Source organism: Starkeya sp. ORNL1, from assembly GCF_012971745.1.
In the GTDB taxonomy this organism is placed as follows: Bacteria; Pseudomonadota; Alphaproteobacteria; order Rhizobiales; family Xanthobacteraceae; genus Ancylobacter.
In genome coordinates, this window is sequence record NZ_CP048834.1 from 5113620 (window position 1) to 5129279 (window position 15660).

The following is a 15660-nucleotide window of genomic DNA, read 5'->3' on the forward strand; positions in this document are numbered from 1 at the left end:
GAATGTTCCCTAGCCCCTGATGAGCCAGACGATGAGCAGGCCGAGCAGCGCCCCGCCGAGGCCGGCGAGGCGAAGCGGCACGTCGGGCAGGCGCTCGATCGCCTCCATGGCCCGGCGCATGGCGCCGGGCATGGCGGCAAGCGCCAGCCCCTCGATGACGAGCACCAGGCCGAGCGCGACGACGAGGTCCGACATCGCGCCCCGGCGTCAGTTGGCAGGCGTTGTCACAGGAGCCCCCGCCGCCGGCGCGGGCGCCGGTTTGGCAGCGCCAGCCGGATCGCGGAAGAAGCGGAAGAAGCTGGAATCCGGCGACAGCAGCATGCGGGTGTCGTCGCCCTTGAGGCCGGCCTCGTAGGCCTGCATGGAGCGATAGAAGTCGAAGAAGCCCTTATCCTTGCCATAGGCCTCGGCAAAAATGCGGTTCTTCTCGGCTTCGCCCTCGCCGCGCAGCTTGTCGCCGGTGGAGGTGGCCTCGGCGACGATGATGGTGGACTGCCGGTCGGCATTGGCGCGGATGCCCTGCGAGGCCTGGGCGCCCTGGGCGCGGATCTCCGCAGCCTCGCGCTGGCGCTCGGTCTGCATGCGCTGGAACACCGCCTGGCTGTTGGCCTCCGGCAGGTCGGCGCGGCGAATACGCACGTCGATGACGGAGATGCCGAAGCCTGCCGCCTCGCGATTCACCTGGTCGCGGATGCGGTTCATCAGCTCCTCGCGCTGGTCCCGCACCACCTGGATGAAGGTGCTCTCGCCGAGCACGCGGCGCAGCGCCGAATTCAGTACGATGGCAAGGCGCGAATTGGCACCCTCGATGGTGCCGACCGCCTGGTAGAAGCGCAGCGGATCGGTGATGCGGTAGCGCGCGAAGGCATCCACCACGAGGCGCTTCTGGTCGGACGCGATCACTTCCTGCGAGGGGTTCTCGAGGTCGAGGATGCGCTTGTCGAGGAAGATCACGCTGTCGATCAGCGGAATCTTGGCGTTGAGGCCGGGCTGGTCGATGATGCGCACCGGCTCGCCGAAGCGCAGCACCAGCGCCTGCTGGGTCTGGTAGACGCTGAACAGCGCCGAATAGAGGGCGATGAGGATGACGGCCGCGACGATCGCGGCGCCCATGCCGAAAACGCTTCTCATCGCGTGGTCCCCTGCGTGGTCTGGCCCGGCTGCGCCGGGGTGGTCTGCGGCCGGCCGGTGAGCGCGCCGAGCGGCAGGTAAGGCACGACACCCGAGCCGCGATCGGTGGAGGGATCGATGATGATCTTGTCCATGCCGCCGAACACGCGTTCCATGGTTTCGAGATAGATGCGCTGGCGCACGACGTCGGGCGCCTTCTCATATTCGCCGAGCACGCTGAGGAAGCGCGCGGACTGGCCTTGCGCCTCGATGATGGCGCGTTCCTTGTAGCCCTGCGCACCCTGGGTGATGCGCGAAGCCTCGCCGCGTGCCTCCGGGACGACGCGGTTGGCATAGGCCTGCGCTTCGTTCTGCAGGCGCTCGGCGTCGGCGCGGGCGGCCTGCACGTCACGGAAGGCGTCGATCACTTGCGAGGGCGGATCGACCTTCTGCATCTGCACCTGGGTGATCAGGATGCCGGATTTATAAGAATCGAGCGTCCGCTGCATCAGTTCCTGCACGTCCTGCTCGATGGTCTGGCGGGCACCGGTCAGGATGGGCTGGATGTTGGTGCGGCCCACCACCTCGCGCATCGCGCTCTCGGCCACCGCCTTGATGGTGCCCTCGGGGTTCTGGACGTTGAACAGGTAGTTGGCCGCGCCGATGTCCTCGGTCGAGCCCGGGGCCGCCGGCTTCACCACCCAGAACACCGCGAAATCGACGTCGACGATGTTCTCGTCGCCGGTGAGCATCAGGCTCTCCTGCGGCACGTCGCGCATGGCGGTGCCGCGGCGCGGGTCGTCACCCGAGCGAGTGCCGATGTCGATCTGGTTGTTGCGCGTGACCTTGGGGGTCAGCACGGTCTCGATCGGGTAGGGCAGATGGTAGTTGAGGCCGGGATTGGAGGTGGCCACGAACTTGCCGAAACGCAGCACCACGCCCTGTTCATCCGGCTGCACGCGGTAGAAGCCCGACAGCAGCCAGGCCACCGCGACCAGCGCGACGACGACGATGATGCCCTTGGTGCTGCCGAAGCCGCCCGGCATGATGGTGCGCAGCCGGTCCTGGCCGCGACGGATGAGGTCTTCGAGATCCGGGGGATTGGGACCTGACGATTGCGGCCCGCTGCCCCAGGGACCGCGCGGCCCGCCACCACCCCATGGCCCGCCGCTTTGGTTCTTCCACGACATTGCGCGGTCAACTCCCAGATTGCGCACCCGAGACTACCCGGGTTGCGCGGGAGCGCAGAACCTCAAGGACGACTCTCGTGCAAAAAGACGAACGTCCTCCCGTCGCCGGGAGGCACGACGACGGCGGTTATAGGTGACGAGGCACCGGGACACAACGTGACCCCGCACCGCGACGAACGCCGCCGACGCGGGAGGTCATATGGGAAGACGGGCCGCTTACGCAACGGTAGATCGAATCACACCACCGGAGAGCGCGCCGACATGCCCTTCTCGCCATGCTCGCCAGCTTCCCGCGCACCGGGCGGATTACGGAAATAGGCGAGGACGTAAAGCCGGATGGCGGAAGACAGATTGCCCTGGTTACGCCGCGAATCGATCGAGGCGACAATCTCCGACAATGTACTGCGGCGGCTCGACGCGATTTCCTTGAGCGCATCCCAGAACTGGTCTTCGAGGCTGACACTGGTCTTGTGCCCGGCAATCACAATCGACCGCTTCACCACGGGACTCTTCATTTCTCGTCCTCTCGTACGCGCTTATGTCCGTCCAACGCACGCTCGCGGACTTCCTCGCGAGCAACGTCCGCCCTGCGCTCGACCTTCGTGCGCCCAAACTTCAAACGCTGCTCCGCAGCAGTTTGTTCCTTGGCGTCGCGCTCCTTGCGCCTGCGGACTCGGCGCAGATTAATGATCTCAGCCATGTCGATACGTTCCTAGTTCGGCACAGCAAGTGAGAGCCCAGCATGCGGTAAGCCGTGGCATGGACTTACCGCATTATAGATCTTTTTCCGTCTCAGAATACAGGACCCATTTTTGCTGTCCAAAGTGAGAATCACGAGCTATTCCGCGGAATTGCCTCATTGATATTTGCATTTTCGATGCGTTTATTTTGTGTTTTGAATTATTCCAGCTTGGCTGTAGGAAAAGCCGTCACGCTGTCACGCTTATGTGAACAACCAGCTGCCAGGCATCCGTCGAGCACGGCGGGCAGCGCCATTCCTCGTGGGACACCGTTCCGCAGTCACGGCACGCGTGCTAAACGAGCGGCGCCTTTCCCACCAGCGCCCCGCCGACGGACGCATTGCGAGAATCTCCATGAGCACCACCCGTATTGAGACCGACACGTTCGGCCCGATTGAGGTAGAAAACGACAAATATTGGGGCGCGCAGGCGCAGCGCTCGCTGGGCAATTTCAAGATCGGCTGGGAGAAGCAGCCGCTGCCGGTGGTGCGCGCGCTCGGCATCGTGAAGCGCGCCGCGGCGGAAGTGAATCGCGACCTCGGCCGGCTCGATCCCGCCATTGCGGAGGTGATCATCCGCGCCGCGCAGGAAGTGATCGAGGGCAAGCTCGATGCGCATTTCCCGCTGGCGGTGTGGCAGACCGGGTCCGGCACCCAGTCCAACATGAATGCCAATGAGGTGATCTCGAACCGCGCCATCGAGATGCTCGGCGGTGAGAAGGGCTCGAAGAAGCCGGTCCACCCCAATGATCACGTGAATATGAGCCAGTCGTCGAACGACACCTATCCGACGGCGATGCACATCGCCGCGGCCGAGGAGGTCGTGCTCCGGCTGATTCCCGCGCTTCAGGAACTGCGCAATGCGCTGAACGACAAGGCGCATGCCTGGGCGCACATCATCAAGATCGGCCGCACCCATACCCAGGACGCGACCCCGCTGACGCTGGGGCAGGAATTCTCCGGCTATACCCAGCAAGTCGAGAACGGCATCATGCGTATCGAGCAGACGCTGCCGGCGCTGATGGAACTGGCCCAGGGCGGTACCGCAGTCGGCACCGGCCTCAATGCGCCGGTGGGCTTCGCCGAGATGGTGGCGGAACGCATCGCCGCCATCACCCAACTGCCCTTCACCTCGGCGCCCAACAAGTTCGAGGCGCTCGCCGCGCATGACGCCATGGTGTTCGCGCACGGCGCCATCAACACGGTGGCGACCTCGCTGTTCAAGATCGCCAACGACATCCGCCTGCTCGGCTCCGGCCCCCGCTCGGGCCTCGGCGAGTTGTCGCTGCCGGAGAACGAGCCGGGCTCCTCCATCATGCCGGGCAAGGTGAACCCGACGCAGTGCGAGGCGCTGACCCAGGTCTGCGTGCAGGTGTTCGGCAACAATGCCGCGCTCACCTTCGCCAACAGCCAGGGCCATTTCGAGCTGAACGTCTACAATCCGGTGATGGCCTATAATTTCCAGCAGTCGGTGCGCTTGCTGGCGGATGCGGCGGTGAGCTTCACCGAGAATTGCGTCGTCGGCATCGTGCCGCGCGAGGACAACATCAAGGCGGCGCTGGAGCGCTCGCTGATGCTGGTCACCGCCCTGGCGCCGAAGATCGGCTACGACAACGCGGCGAAGATCGCCAAGACCGCGCACAAGAACGGCACCACGCTGCGCGAGGAAGCGGTCGGCGGCGGCTATGTGACGAACGAGGAGTTCGACGCCGTGGTGCGCCCGGAGAAGATGATCGCGCCGGAGTGAGGCGCGGTCGATGCGCTCTATGCGGGCAGCCTTCGAGGCTCGCTGCGCTCGCACCTCTGGATGAGGTCACTTTTCAAGGAACATCCTCATCCTGAGGTGCCGGCCAGCGGCCGGCCTCGAAGGATGCTGAAGCCGGGCGCCAAAGAACATATTCAGAAACGCTTCATCTTTACGGCACAAAGATGAACTTCATCATTACCGAAGTTTCATTTGAGACTCGCACGTAATCGCCGCACCATCGGTCATGCTTTCTTCAGGAGAGAGACCGATGAAGCAGACCATCATTGCCGCCACTGCCGCCGCGCTGCTGGCCAGCGCCACCTTCGGCATCGCCGCCACCGCGCCGCGCACCGGCGATCCGCAGCGCGAGCGCCCCAGCGCCGCTGAGATCGCCGAGAATGCCGCCGCCTTCTCCGATGCCCGCATCGCCGCGCTGAAAGCCGGCCTGCGCATGAACGCCGACCAGGCGAAGCTCTGGCCGGCGGTCGAGCAGGCGCTGCACGATCTCGCCCAGCAGCGGATCGATCGCCGCGCCGCCCGCATCGAGGCGTTCCGCGAACGTGAGCGCGGCGAGCGCCCCGACATGCTCGGCAACATGCGCAACCGCGCCGACGCGCTGGTACAGACCGGCGACGGGCTGAAGAAGCTGGTCGACGCCGCCGACCCGCTTTATGCCAGCCTCGACGACGCGCAGAAGCACCGCTTCAACATACTGCTGCGCCACGCGCAATTCCCCCGCTTCGCCGAATGGGGCGGCCCGCAGCACGGCGGCTGGCGCGACCACGGCCCGCAGCGCTTTCGCGATTTCCGCCATGACGGCCCGGGTCGTGACGGTCCCGGCCGCGACTGGCACCACCGCCCGCGCGGCGGCGACGGCGACGATCAGGGCGAGGAACGCCTCTGAAGATAAACGGCGGATGAACGACGGCCTCAGATTTGGTTCAGTCGGCGACCGCTAGTGTGCACTCATGAATTCGGCGCTGACCACGTCGATGACCGTTTCTGACCTACCCCTTCTTTTCGGACCCCCGAGCACCCCGCTCGCAACTGCAAACCGCCGGCTTCGCGCCGGCGGTTTTTTCTTTTGGGGGCGGGCTACGAGGTTGCCAGCTTGCGCAGCGCATCGCCGCTGACGCGCTGGATGGTCCAATCATCCAGCGGCACCGCGCCGATCGAGCGATAGAACTTGATCGCCGGCTCGTTCCAGTCGAGCACCGACCATTCGAAGCGGGCGAGGTCTTCATCCACGCAACGCCTGGCCAGATGCTTCATCAATGCCGTGGCAATGCCACGGCCGCGCCAGGCCGGACGCACGAACAGGTCTTCCAGGAAGAGCCCGTGCCGACCGCGGAAGGTCGAGAAATTATAGAACCACAGCGCGATGCCGGCCGGCTGGCCATCCCATTCCGCAATGTCGCAGAAGGCGCGCGGGGTCTCGCCGAACAGCGCCCGGTCGATGTCCGCGACGGTCGCGTCGACCTCGTGCAGCAACTGCTCGTAATCGGCGAGCTCGCGGACGAACGCGAACACCAGCGCGGCTTCGCCGGGGCGGGCAGGGCGGATGGCGAGGGACATGAACGTGTTAAACCGCCACCGGCGCCTTGATGGCCGGTGCCGGATCGTAGCCCTCGATCGCGATGTCCTCGAAGCGGAAGGCGAAGAGGTCGGTCACATCAGGGTTCAGCTTGAGCTGCGGCAGCGGGCGCGGGCTGCGCGAGAGCTGGAGATGGGCCTGCTCCAGATGGTTCACATAGAGATGCGTATCGCCGAGCGTGTGGACGAAGTCGCCCGGCTGCAGGCCGGTGACCTGCGCCACCATGTGGGTCAGCAACGCATAGCTGGCGATGTTGAACGGCACGCCGAGGAAGACATCGGCCGAGCGTTGATAGAGCTGGCAGGACAGCCTGCCGTCGGCGACATAGAACTGGAACAGCAGATGGCAGGGCGGCAGCGCCATCCTCGGCACGTCGGCCGGGTTCCAGGCGGTGACGATCAGCCGGCGCGAATCCGGATTGCGGCGGATGTCGGTGACGACCCCGGCGATCTGGTCGATCACTCCGCCTTCCGGCGTCGGCCAGGAGCGCCATTGATGGCCATAGACCGGGCCGAGATTCCCCTTCTCGTCCGCCCATTCGTCCCAGATCGAGACACCGTTCGCCTTGAGATAGGCGATGTTGGTGTCGCCGGCGAGGAACCACAGCAATTCATGCACGATGGAGCGGGTGTGCAGCTTCTTGGTGGTCAGCAGCGGGAAACCCTCGCTGAGGTCGAAGCGCATCTGGTGGCCGAACACCGAGAGCGTGCCGGTGCCGGTGCGGTCCGCCTTGCGCGTGCCCTCGCGCAGGACGCGTTCCAGAAGCTCGTGATATTGCCGCATAGGAGCGCTGCCGATTCATCCGTGCCGTTTCGCCACATATGGTAGGCGCAAGGGGCGGACACATCTAGAGCCCGCCCCTGGTCATGCACGGTTGCAGGCGTCAGTCGCAGGTGTTGCCCACCGCTATGACGCGGCCCGAAGGGGTCTCGCGGGTCACCGGCCGGCAGTCGTCGCCATAAGCGTCGTCCGGGTAGCCGTTATCATAGCCGCCCTCATAATAGCCGCCGACCGGGGCGGGCGGCAGCGGGACGTCGCGCACATAGATGTCGCGGCGATAGGGTTCGACCTCGCGCACGATCACATGCCGCGGCGCCGGACGGACGATGACCCGCGGAGCCGGTGCCACCACGTAACCTTGGGGATACGCCTCATAGACCGGCGCCGGCTCGACATAGACCGGGGCCGGTTCATAGACCGGGGCCGGCCCGGAACCGTAATAGAGATCGGTGGCCTGTGCGGGCGTCAGCGCCAGCGCACCGAAACCAGCCGCGGCGGCGAGGCCGCCGATGGTCGCCCTGGAAATCCACATGTTTCTTCTCCTTCCCTGTCTGCGCCCCCAGGTGCGAGAAGAATGTTCCATTGCGGCACGTGTTCCACGCCAGTGAGGGCATGGCGTGGGTATTTTCGCGGCGCAAGCGGGGCGGTCGCTGCGCGCGGGGCGGCGAGGGCCTTCCCTCGGAGGCGTGCTCCCCCTATATTCGAAGGGCCGGCGCAAGTCGGCTATGGCGATAAACGGTCATCGGAATAAACCCTTCGGACCCGGGGGCAGTACCCGGCGCCTCCACCAGAACCCATCCCGCGGGGTGGGCTGCGGCGGGGGCGAAACAGGATCGACGAGGGCGTAAAGGGTGTTCTTTCGCTCGGCATGGTACCGCCGTCATCGGACCAAACATATAGTTGCCAACGACAACTATGCTCCGGTTGCTCAGGCCGCGTGAGCGGTTTGATCTACGGAAAATAAGTCCTAGCGGGTAGCACCGTGAGGCGGGGTTCGGAGGCACCTGGCAACAGAAGCCTCCACTCATTTTACTCGCCGCATGCAGAGGCGGCTTTCGGTCGGCGCCGGAATCGGGTTCATTGGCGGCATGAGTGTCGATCTGATCCGCTATGATCTTCTGGTGCAGGACGCGCTGCGCGACGTCGTTCGCCGCGTGCTGACCGATGCCGCACGGGATGGCTTGCCCGGCGAGCATCATTTCTTCATTGGCTTCAACACCCAGGCGCCGGGCGTGCGGCTGTCCGCGCGGCTGAAGGAGCGCCATCCCACGACGATGACGATTGTGCTCCAGCACCAGTTCTGGGATCTGGTCGTCACCGACAAGTTCGTCGAGGTAGGGCTGTCCTTCGGCAATGTGCCGGAACGCCTGCACATTCCATTCGAGGCACTGACCAGCTTCTACGACCCGTCGGTGAAGTTCGGGCTGCAATTCGAGCCGCCTCCCGGCGACGAGGATGAGGAAGGCGGCGAAGAGGCAGCGCCGCCCGCCGCACCCGAGCGGGTGGGGCGCGCACGCACCACGTCGGTGCCGGCGACGAGTTCCACCGCCCGCCCTGTGCGGCCCACTGAACCCGCCACGGCGCTGAAGCCGGTCGCCAGCAAGCCGGTTGCTGTAAAGGCAACCGAGGCCAAGCCAACCGAAGCCAAGCCGGCGGAGCGGAAGGCTCCCGAACCGGCGGCGAAGGCGGCCGGCAAGGAAGCGCCGGTGAAAGAGCCGGCCGCAAAGGATGCTGCCGTGAAGGACTCCGGCAAGGACGCTACCTCCAAGGACGCTCCCGCGAAGGACGAGGCGACGCCCGGCGGCGCCCAGGTCGTGCGCCTTGACGCGTTCCGCAAGAAATAGCCTCCCGTGAGCGACATGTTCGATGCCGTGGTGATCGGCGCCGGGGCCGCCGGCCTTGCCGCCGGGGCGCGGCTGTATCGCGCCGGCAGGAAGGTCGCGGTTCTGGAGGCGGCGGGCCGCATCGGCGGGCGCGCTTTCACCGACACTGCCGCTTTCGGCGTCGCGTGGGATCGCGGGTGCCACTGGCTGCACTCGGCCTCGGTCAATCCGCTGCGCAAGCTCGCCGACGAACTCGGCTTCATCTATCTCCAGCGCGGCAGCCGGCAGGCCCGAGACACCCATCTCGGCGACCGCTGGGCCACCGTGGATGAGCGCAACGCGGTCTGGGCCGCCATCGGCGGGGTGTTCGAGGCGGTGAAGCGGGCCGGCGACGAGGGCCGCGACGTCGCCGCCAGCGAAGTGATGGACCGTTCCACGCCCTGGCTGCGGCTGACCCGGCACTGGCTCTCCTTGATGTCGGCGGCGGACGCCGAGCGGCTCTCCACGCTGGATTTCGCCGCCTATACCGACACCGGCGAGAATTATCCGGTAGAGAAGGGCTATGGGGCGCTGGTGGCAGCGGTGGCCAACGCGGCGGCGCCGGACCTTGCGGTGACGCTGGATTGCCCGGTGACGCGGCTCGACTGGTCTGGCGCCGGTATCGCCGCGGACACGCCGCACGGCACGGTACGGGCGCGCGTCGCCATTCTTGCGGTGCCCACCAGCGTCGTCGCCAACGGCCATATCGACTTCGCGCCGGCATTGCCTGTCGATCTCGCGGAAGCTTTCGCCGCGCTGCCGCTGGGTGCTGCCGAAAAGGTCGCCTTCCATTTCGATCGCGACGTCTTCGGTCCGGCATCGACCGACTATTGCGACACCATCGATCTTCGCCATCCCACGCGGGCGCCGATCAATTTCACGCTTCATCCGTTCGGCCATCCGATGGCGATCGGGCAACTCGCTGGCGAGAACGCCGCCGAACTGGTCGCGGCGGGCCCGGCGGCGATGGTCGATTTCGGGCTCAGTGCGCTGGTCGATGCCTTTGGTTCGGACCTGCGCGCCCACATTGCCGGCACCGCGACCACGGCATGGGTCACTGACCCGCTGATCGGCGGCGCCTATAGCTGTGCGCTGCCGGGCCTTGCGCATATGCGGGCGCGGCTGTCGCAGAGCCTCGACGACAAGGTGCTGTTCGCCGGCGAGGCGGTCTCGACCCATGCCTATTCCACCGCGCACGGCGCCCATCTCAGCGGGCTTGCGGCGGCGGATACGGCACTCGCCTTGCTCGGACGGCCGGCGTGAGCGTGCGGCTCGCCCTTGTCGCTGCCGTCGCCGAGAACGGCGTCATCGGCCGTGGCGACGAACTGCCCTGGCGGATCTCCGGCGATCTCAAGCGCTTCCGGGCCATCACCTGGGGCAAGCCGATCCTGATGGGCCGGCGCACGTTCGCCTCCATCGGCCGCCCGCTGCCGGGACGCACCAGCATCGTCATCACCCGCGACGGCACCTATCCGGTGCCGGAGGGCGTGCTGCTGGCCGGCTCGCTCGATGAAGCGCTTCTGCTGGCCGAGGCGGAGGCTTCAAGGCTCGGCGTGGACGAGGCGGCGGTGATCGGCGGCGCGGACATCTATGCGCAGGCGCTGCCGCTGGCGGACCGGCTGAGGCTGACCGAGGTGCATGGCAGGCCGGAAGGCGACGTGTCGTTCCCGGCGTTCGACCGCGCGGCGTGGCGGGAAGTCGGCCGCGAAGGGCCGATCCAGGGCGAAAAGGACGAGTTCGCCTTCAGCTTCGCCGATTACGAGCGGGTTTGAGATTTGGTCGTCATCCCGGAATTGCTGCAGGCAATATCCGGGATCGCGAAAACGGTTTTCATCGTCCTACGATCCCGGCTCTGCGGCTTCGCCTTGGCCGGGATGACACTTTGCTTGGGGGAGAGGTCAGATCGGCCGGCCTTCGACCTTGATGGCCAGCTCCTTCTCCATGTCCTTCATCTGCTCGAGCTGCGGATAGATGGCGAGCGCGCGGCGGGCGGCCTCGAGCGCATGCTTCTCGTCGCCAACATCCTTGCAGATCAGCGCGATGCCGGCCCAGGCGCCGTAGTGGCGCGGCTCGCGCGCCACCACCTGGCGCAGGTCGGCCAGCGAATCGGAGAAGTCTTCCTTGAGATAGAAGACCGTGGCGCGCTTGTTCCAGGCTTCGAGATGGTCCGGCACCACGGCGAGCACCCCGTCCAGCAACTGGATGGCGAGGTCGAAATCCTTGGCCTCGGTGGCGAGCGCGGCGCGGGACATGAGCAAGTCGGCGGTGTCGCTGTTCGAAGGGATCAGCGCGACATCGATGCGATCGGCGATCGCCTTGGCCGATTCCTTGGTCGGCGCCACTTTCAGCGCCTCGAACAGGGCATCGAGCCGCTTGACGTGATCAACCTCGGCCGGCTTGGGAAGCGATCTGTTGTCGGCCGATTTGCCGTCGGCGGGTTTGCCCGGATCGGCCTTGTCGGCGCCGGGCTTCATGCCGGGATCCGACCGCAGCACGGGCGGCATGGGCCTGGGAGCGTCGGTCTGGGCAAAAGCGCCAGCCGGCGCCAGCGTCAGGATGAGGACAGCAAAAAGGGCGCGCATGCTCCCGAGTTTAGGAGCAATGGCGCCCTCGTCAATCCATGCTGCAGTGCGGCCGCGCAATCGTGAAGCGCGGCAACGGGCGCGTGGAAGGCTCAGCCCTGACGCGCCTTGAAGCGCTTCTGGGTCTTGTTGATGATGTAGACGCGGCCCTTGCGGCGCACCAGACGGTTGTCGCGGTGACGGCCGAGCAGGGTCTTGAGCGAGTTGCGGATCTTCATGACACTACCTTCGGATCGATTGCGCCTGCGCATGAGACGGCGCCTCCATGGCCGCGCCCCGATCCGCCAGCTTTAATTCGAGGCCCGGCTGATAGCGGAGGGGCAGGGGTTTTGTCAATCAGATGCGGTCAATTACCCGCAAAAGCGACGTCATCCTGAGGTGCGAGCCACTAGCGAGCCTCGAAGGATGCTCAAGCAGAAGACGGCCATCGAGAGTGGGCATCCTTCAAGGCTCGGGCTTTGCCCGAGCGCCTCAGGATAACGTGGTGACTTTAGCCCCCAGCCTCGCCCCGCGCGCGCTTGAACGGCGCCATGCCGGCGCGGGCGAGTTCGTCGGCGCGCTCGTTCATCTCGTCGCCCGCATGACCCTTCACCCAGTGCCAGCGAATCTCGTGGCGGCCGAGCGCGGCATCGAGGCGCTCCCACAGGTCGATGTTCTTCACCGGCTTCTTGTCGGCGGTGCGCCAGCCATTGCGCTTCCAGCCCGCTAGCCATTTGGTGACGCCGTTGCGCAGATATTCGCTGTCGGTGTGCAGATCGACCGTGCAGGGCCGCTTCAGCGCTTCCAGCGCGGAGATCGCCGCCATCAGCTCCATGCGGTTATTGGTGGTGGGGGCGTCGCCGCCGGACAGCTCCTTCTCGGTGCCGGCATAGCGCAATATGGCGCCCCAGCCGCCGGGGCCCGGATTGCCGGAGCAGGCGCCGTCGGTCCAGATCGCGACGGTGCCCTTGGTGGTGTCGTCGGAGAAGATGCGCGCCGTGCCGGTGCTCACGCTGCGATCCCGTAGTCGCGGGCACTCTGCGCGCCGCGGTGGAAGCGCAGCTTGCGCAGATATTCCAGCGGATCGTGCGGGCGCACCAGCGCGCCGGGCGGCACGTTCAGCCAGTCGACGAGGCGGGTCAGCAGGAAGCGCAGCGCGGCGCCGCGGGCCAGCAGCGGCAGTGCCTCGACCTCGGCCGGCTCCAGCGGGCGCACCGCGCCATAGGCGGCGAGCAGCGCGCGGCCCTTGGTGGCGTTGTAGGCGCCGTCCGGCTCGAAGCACCAGGCATTGAGGCAGATGGCAATGTCATAGGCCAAGAGGTCGTTGCAGGCGAAATAGAAGTCGATCAGGCCGGACAGCTTGTCGTCGATGAAGAACACATTGTCCGGGAACAGGTCGGCATGGATGACGCCGGCCGGCAGGCCGGTCGGCCAATTGGCCTCCAGCGTCCCGAGTTCGTCGGCGATCAGCGCCTGAAGGCCGGTCGCCACCGTATCGGTGCGTGCGCCGGCGGCCTCGAACAGCGGCCGCCAGCCCTGCACGGAGAGCGCATTGGTGCGGCGGATGGCAAAGCCGGCGCCGGCCTTGTGCAGCCCGGCCAGTGTCTCGCCAAGCGCGGCGCAGTGCGCCACCTTGGGGCGGCGCACCGAGGTGCCGATCAGGAAGGTGGCGATGGCGCAGGGCCGGCCGGCCAGCGTGCCGAGCGCCTCGCCCTTGCGGTTCTTCACCGGCTGCGGGCAATCGATGCCGCGGCTCGCCAGATGCTCCATCAGGCCGATGAAGAAGGGCAGGTCGGCCGGGTTCACCCGCTTCTCATAGAGCGTCAGGATGAAGCTGCCGGCTTCGGTCTGGAGGAGAAAGTTCGAGTTCTCGACGCCTTCCGCAATGCCCTTGAAGGCGCGCAGCCGGCCGATGTCATAGGTCGCGAGGAAGGCTTCCAGCTCTTCCGGGGAGACGTCGGTATAGACGGCCATAATGGTCTTTCAGCTATTCCGCCGCGGAATCACTCCGCCGCATCCGGGCGGAGCTGGCGGGGCAGGGGGAAGAACACATCCTCGTGCGCGGTGTGCACGGTCTCGATCTGGAGCGCAAAGCGCTCGGCAAAGGCGTCGAGCACCTCTTCGACGAGGACTTCCGGCGCCGAGGCGCCCGCGGTCACGGCGAGCGAGGAGATGGTGCCGAACACCGACCAGTCGATCTCGTTCGCCCGCTGCACCAGTGCGGAGACGCGGCAGCCCTCGCGGAGCGCCACTTCGCGCAGGCGCTGGGAATTGGAGGAGTACGGGGCGCCGACCACGATCAAGGCGTCGACCTGCGGCGCCACCCGTTTCACCGCCTCCTGGCGGTTGGTGGTGGCGTAGCAGATGTCCTCCTTGTGCGGTCCCGCCATGGACGGGAAGCGCTCCTGCAATATGGCGACGATCTCGGCGGTATCGTCGATGGAGAGGGTGGTCTGCGTCGTATAGGCGAAGTTCTCCGGGTCGCGGGGAGTGAAGGCGCGCGCATCTGCCGGCGTCTGCACCAGCTTCACCGCACCGGCCGGCAACTGGCCCATGGTGCCGATCACTTCCGGGTGGCCGGCATGGCCGATCAGCACCACCTCGCGGCCGCGCTTGTAGTGCACGCTGGCCTCGCGATGCACCTTGGTCACCAATGGGCAGGTGGCGTCGATGGCGAGGAAATTGCGCGCCGCCGCTTCTTCCGGCACCGATTTGGCCACGCCGTGCGCGGAGAAGATCACCGGCGCCGTGGTGCCGTCCGGGACCTCGTGCAGTTCCTTGACGAAGATGGCGCCCTTCGCCTTCAGGCCTTCGACGACATATTTGTTGTGGACGATCTCGTGGCGCACATAGACCGGCGCACCGTAAAGCGCGAGCGCCTGCTCCACGGCGTCGATGGCGCGCACCACGCCGGCACAGAAGCCGCGCGGCGCGCACAGCAGGACGCGCAGGGATGGCTTTTCGGAAGCGTGCATCGCAGTGTCCGTGGGCGGTTCGGCCAACGTCATGGGTGGCGCGGCAGGCGCTGTCAAGCGCGCGGCGCGCATGCCAATTGCACGAGCGCGCATGCACGCTTATATTCGTTCCATCCCGGTCATCGCGAGACGGTCCGAGGCTCCGCCCCCAGAAGGGTCGGGCGGAGCACGAGAGTCTTTGCGCAAACCGAAGCAACAAGAGTGATTTCTTAAGGAGACGCGCGCCATGGCGAACGCACCCCTGATGCCGAAGGCCACCGCCGTTTGGCTGGTGGAAAACACAGCGCTCAGCTTCGAGCAGATCGCGGCTTTTTGTAATCTCCACCCGCTGGAGGTGAAGGGCATTGCGGACGGCGAAGTCGCGCAGGGCATCAAGGGCAGCGATCCGATCACCACCGGCCAGCTCTCCCGCGACGAGATCGACCGCGCCGAGAAGAACCCGAACCACCGGCTGAAGCTGCTGGAATCCAAGGTCCGCCTGCCGGAGCCGAAGCGCCGCCGCGGGCCGCGCTACACTCCGGTGTCGAAGCGCCAGGACCGGCCGAACGCCATTCTCTGGCTGCTGCGCAACCATGCGGAGCTGAAGGACAGCCAGATCATGCGCCTCGTCGGCACCACCAAGACCACCATCGAATCGATCAAGGAGCGCACCCACTGGAATGCGCAGAACCTGACGCCGATGGATCCGGTGACGCTCGGCCTGTGCTCGCAGATCGACCTCGACATCGAGGTGCAGCGCTCCTCCAAGGACCGTCCGGCGCAGCCCGTGGGCGAGCAGGGTGCGACGCTGCTCCCGGCCGACGTCACGACGGCGCATGCCGAGCCGGAGGAACCCTATTCGCCGCCGTCGCGCAAGAAGGACGAGCCGCTCGACCTCGAGACCGTGTTCGCCAAGCTCGGCGGCTCGAAGAAGAGCGAGGGCGGCGAGGAGGAGTGATCCTCTTTGTAGTCTGCTGTTCCATTCGTCATGGCCGGGCTTGTCCCGGCCATTTTGATTCTGGCGCGCTCTGCCTCAGCGTCCTTCGAGGCTCGCTGCGCTCGCATCTCAGGATGAGGTTGTCTTTCTAATCGACCTCATCCTGAGGTGCCCGGCAAAGCCGGG

Annotated in this window: 19 protein-coding genes and 1 other RNA gene; 7 read left to right on the plus strand and 13 right to left on the minus strand. The window is 66.3% G+C overall.

Annotated features, from left to right (window positions below):
- Window positions 1–9: 9 nt before the first annotated feature.
- The 5 genes from G3545_RS24100 to G3545_RS24120 all read right to left on the minus strand — a co-directional run bounded on the left by G3545_RS24100 (window position 10) and on the right by G3545_RS24120 (window position 3000).
- Window positions 10–195 (minus strand): DUF2065 family protein, encoded by a 186-nt coding sequence (locus G3545_RS24100; protein WP_170016420.1) that lies wholly within the window; start codon window positions 193–195, stop codon window positions 10–12.
- Between the two features lie 12 nt (window positions 196–207).
- Complete coding sequence (locus G3545_RS24105; protein ID WP_170016422.1) at window positions 208–1131, minus strand: protease modulator HflC; 924 nt, start codon at window positions 1129–1131, stop codon at window positions 208–210.
- Window positions 1128–2300: an FtsH protease activity modulator HflK gene (hflK, locus tag G3545_RS24110; RefSeq protein WP_170016424.1), complete on the minus strand. Its 1173-nt coding sequence runs from the start codon at window positions 2298–2300 to the stop codon at window positions 1128–1130. Before hflK ends, G3545_RS24105 begins: the two co-directional genes overlap by 4 nt.
- 236 nt (window positions 2301–2536) lie before the next feature.
- A complete protein-coding gene (locus G3545_RS24115) occupies window positions 2537–2815 on the minus strand; it encodes a ribbon-helix-helix domain-containing protein (RefSeq protein WP_170016427.1) in 279 nt (92 codons plus the stop codon).
- Window positions 2812–3000, minus strand: coding sequence for a DUF4169 family protein (locus G3545_RS24120; protein ID WP_170016429.1), 189 nt, complete (start codon window positions 2998–3000; stop codon window positions 2812–2814). Before G3545_RS24120 ends, G3545_RS24115 begins: the two co-directional genes overlap by 4 nt.
- 394 nt (window positions 3001–3394) lie before the next feature.
- On the opposite strand from G3545_RS24120, the gene fumC reads away from it, so the two are divergent.
- Both fumC and G3545_RS24130 read left to right on the plus strand, forming a co-directional pair.
- Entirely contained in the window at window positions 3395–4786 is a 1392-nt protein-coding gene (fumC, locus tag G3545_RS24125) for a class II fumarate hydratase (protein ID WP_170016431.1), read from the plus strand.
- Between the two features lie 268 nt (window positions 4787–5054).
- Window positions 5055–5690: a Spy/CpxP family protein refolding chaperone gene (locus G3545_RS24130; RefSeq protein WP_170016433.1), complete on the plus strand. Its 636-nt coding sequence runs from the start codon at window positions 5055–5057 to the stop codon at window positions 5688–5690.
- Between the two features lie 191 nt (window positions 5691–5881).
- Here G3545_RS24130 and G3545_RS24135 read toward each other — a convergent pair whose 3' ends face one another.
- The 3 genes from G3545_RS24135 to G3545_RS24145 all read right to left on the minus strand — a co-directional run bounded on the left by G3545_RS24135 (window position 5882) and on the right by G3545_RS24145 (window position 7692).
- Complete coding sequence (locus G3545_RS24135) at window positions 5882–6361, minus strand: GNAT family N-acetyltransferase (RefSeq protein ID WP_170016435.1); 480 nt, start codon at window positions 6359–6361, stop codon at window positions 5882–5884.
- 7 nt (window positions 6362–6368) lie between these two features.
- The gene (locus G3545_RS24140) at window positions 6369–7163 is read right to left on the minus strand and encodes a thymidylate synthase (RefSeq protein WP_170016437.1); all 795 of its coding nucleotides are present in this window, start codon (window positions 7161–7163) and stop codon (window positions 6369–6371) included.
- 100 nt (window positions 7164–7263) lie between these two features.
- Window positions 7264–7692, minus strand: coding sequence for a hypothetical protein (locus G3545_RS24145; RefSeq protein ID WP_170016439.1), 429 nt, complete (start codon window positions 7690–7692; stop codon window positions 7264–7266).
- A gap of 137 nt (window positions 7693–7829) precedes the next feature.
- Between G3545_RS24145 and ssrA the strand changes: the two genes are divergently transcribed.
- The 4 genes from ssrA to G3545_RS24165 all read left to right on the plus strand — a co-directional run bounded on the left by ssrA (window position 7830) and on the right by G3545_RS24165 (window position 10794).
- Window positions 7830–8185: a transfer-messenger RNA gene (gene ssrA, locus G3545_RS24150) on the plus strand.
- A 63-nt stretch (window positions 8186–8248) separates the two neighbouring features.
- Window positions 8249–9004, plus strand: coding sequence for a ClpXP protease specificity-enhancing factor SspB (locus G3545_RS24155; RefSeq protein WP_170016441.1), 756 nt, complete (start codon window positions 8249–8251; stop codon window positions 9002–9004).
- A gap of 15 nt (window positions 9005–9019) precedes the next feature.
- On the plus strand, window positions 9020–10285 hold the full coding sequence (locus G3545_RS24160) for an FAD-dependent oxidoreductase (protein ID WP_170018261.1): 1266 nt from the start codon (window positions 9020–9022) through the stop codon (window positions 10283–10285).
- Window positions 10282–10794: a dihydrofolate reductase gene (locus G3545_RS24165; RefSeq protein ID WP_246702555.1), complete on the plus strand. Its 513-nt coding sequence runs from the start codon at window positions 10282–10284 to the stop codon at window positions 10792–10794. The genes G3545_RS24160 and G3545_RS24165 overlap by 4 nt, the downstream gene beginning before the upstream one ends.
- Window positions 10795–10920: 126 nt before the next feature.
- Here the strand turns inward: G3545_RS24165 and G3545_RS24170 are convergent, their stop codons facing one another.
- From G3545_RS24170 to ispH, 5 genes are all read right to left on the minus strand, one after another.
- Window positions 10921–11604: a tetratricopeptide repeat protein gene (locus G3545_RS24170; protein ID WP_170016443.1), complete on the minus strand. Its 684-nt coding sequence runs from the start codon at window positions 11602–11604 to the stop codon at window positions 10921–10923.
- Window positions 11605–11696: 92 nt separating this feature from the next.
- Window positions 11697–11822: a type B 50S ribosomal protein L36 gene (gene ykgO, locus G3545_RS24175; RefSeq protein WP_029353131.1), complete on the minus strand. Its 126-nt coding sequence runs from the start codon at window positions 11820–11822 to the stop codon at window positions 11697–11699.
- 272 nt (window positions 11823–12094) lie between these two features.
- On the minus strand, window positions 12095–12595 hold the full coding sequence (gene rnhA / locus G3545_RS24180; protein WP_170016445.1) for a ribonuclease HI: 501 nt from the start codon (window positions 12593–12595) through the stop codon (window positions 12095–12097).
- Window positions 12592–13557: a homoserine kinase gene (locus G3545_RS24185; RefSeq protein WP_170016447.1), complete on the minus strand. Its 966-nt coding sequence runs from the start codon at window positions 13555–13557 to the stop codon at window positions 12592–12594. The genes rnhA and G3545_RS24185 overlap by 4 nt, the downstream gene beginning before the upstream one ends.
- Before the next feature lie 29 nt (window positions 13558–13586).
- Window positions 13587–14558 (minus strand): 4-hydroxy-3-methylbut-2-enyl diphosphate reductase, encoded by a 972-nt coding sequence (gene ispH / locus G3545_RS24190; protein ID WP_170016449.1) that lies wholly within the window; start codon window positions 14556–14558, stop codon window positions 13587–13589.
- A gap of 226 nt (window positions 14559–14784) precedes the next feature.
- Between ispH and G3545_RS24195 the strand changes: the two genes are divergently transcribed.
- Window positions 14785–15495 carry a cell cycle transcriptional regulator TrcR gene (locus G3545_RS24195; protein ID WP_170016451.1) on the plus strand — a complete coding sequence of 237 codons (711 nt, stop codon included), beginning with the start codon at window positions 14785–14787 and terminating at the stop codon, window positions 15493–15495.
- Window positions 15496–15660: the final 165 nt, after the last annotated feature.

Excerpts from the sequence above, each read along its gene's own strand:
- G3545_RS24100 (WP_170016420.1), bottom strand. The coding sequence starts at position 195 with ATGTCGGACCTCGTCGTCGCGCTCGGCCTGGTGCTCGTCATCGAGGGG.
- G3545_RS24105 (WP_170016422.1), bottom strand. The coding sequence starts at position 1,131 with ATGAGAAGCGTTTTCGGCATGGGCGCCGCGATCGTCGCGGCCGTCATC.
- hflK (WP_170016424.1), bottom strand. The coding sequence starts at position 2,300 with ATGTCGTGGAAGAACCAAAGCGGCGGGCCATGGGGTGGTGGCGGGCCG.
- G3545_RS24115 (WP_170016427.1), bottom strand. The coding sequence starts at position 2,815 with ATGAAGAGTCCCGTGGTGAAGCGGTCGATTGTGATTGCCGGGCACAAG.
- G3545_RS24120 (WP_170016429.1), bottom strand. The coding sequence starts at position 3,000 with ATGGCTGAGATCATTAATCTGCGCCGAGTCCGCAGGCGCAAGGAGCGC.
- fumC (WP_170016431.1), top strand. The coding sequence starts at position 3,395 with ATGAGCACCACCCGTATTGAGACCGACACGTTCGGCCCGATTGAGGTA.
- G3545_RS24130 (WP_170016433.1), top strand. The coding sequence starts at position 5,055 with ATGAAGCAGACCATCATTGCCGCCACTGCCGCCGCGCTGCTGGCCAGC.
- G3545_RS24135 (WP_170016435.1), bottom strand. The coding sequence starts at position 6,361 with ATGTCCCTCGCCATCCGCCCTGCCCGCCCCGGCGAAGCCGCGCTGGTG.
- G3545_RS24140 (WP_170016437.1), bottom strand. The coding sequence starts at position 7,163 with ATGCGGCAATATCACGAGCTTCTGGAACGCGTCCTGCGCGAGGGCACG.
- G3545_RS24145 (WP_170016439.1), bottom strand. The coding sequence starts at position 7,692 with ATGTGGATTTCCAGGGCGACCATCGGCGGCCTCGCCGCCGCGGCTGGT.
- G3545_RS24155 (WP_170016441.1), top strand. The coding sequence starts at position 8,249 with ATGAGTGTCGATCTGATCCGCTATGATCTTCTGGTGCAGGACGCGCTG.
- G3545_RS24160 (WP_170018261.1), top strand. The coding sequence starts at position 9,020 with ATGTTCGATGCCGTGGTGATCGGCGCCGGGGCCGCCGGCCTTGCCGCC.
- G3545_RS24170 (WP_170016443.1), bottom strand. The coding sequence starts at position 11,604 with ATGCGCGCCCTTTTTGCTGTCCTCATCCTGACGCTGGCGCCGGCTGGC.
- ykgO (WP_029353131.1), bottom strand. The coding sequence starts at position 11,822 with ATGAAGATCCGCAACTCGCTCAAGACCCTGCTCGGCCGTCACCGCGAC.
- G3545_RS24185 (WP_170016447.1), bottom strand. The coding sequence starts at position 13,557 with ATGGCCGTCTATACCGACGTCTCCCCGGAAGAGCTGGAAGCCTTCCTC.
- ispH (WP_170016449.1), bottom strand. The coding sequence starts at position 14,558 with ATGCACGCTTCCGAAAAGCCATCCCTGCGCGTCCTGCTGTGCGCGCCG.
- G3545_RS24195 (WP_170016451.1), top strand. The coding sequence starts at position 14,785 with ATGGCGAACGCACCCCTGATGCCGAAGGCCACCGCCGTTTGGCTGGTG.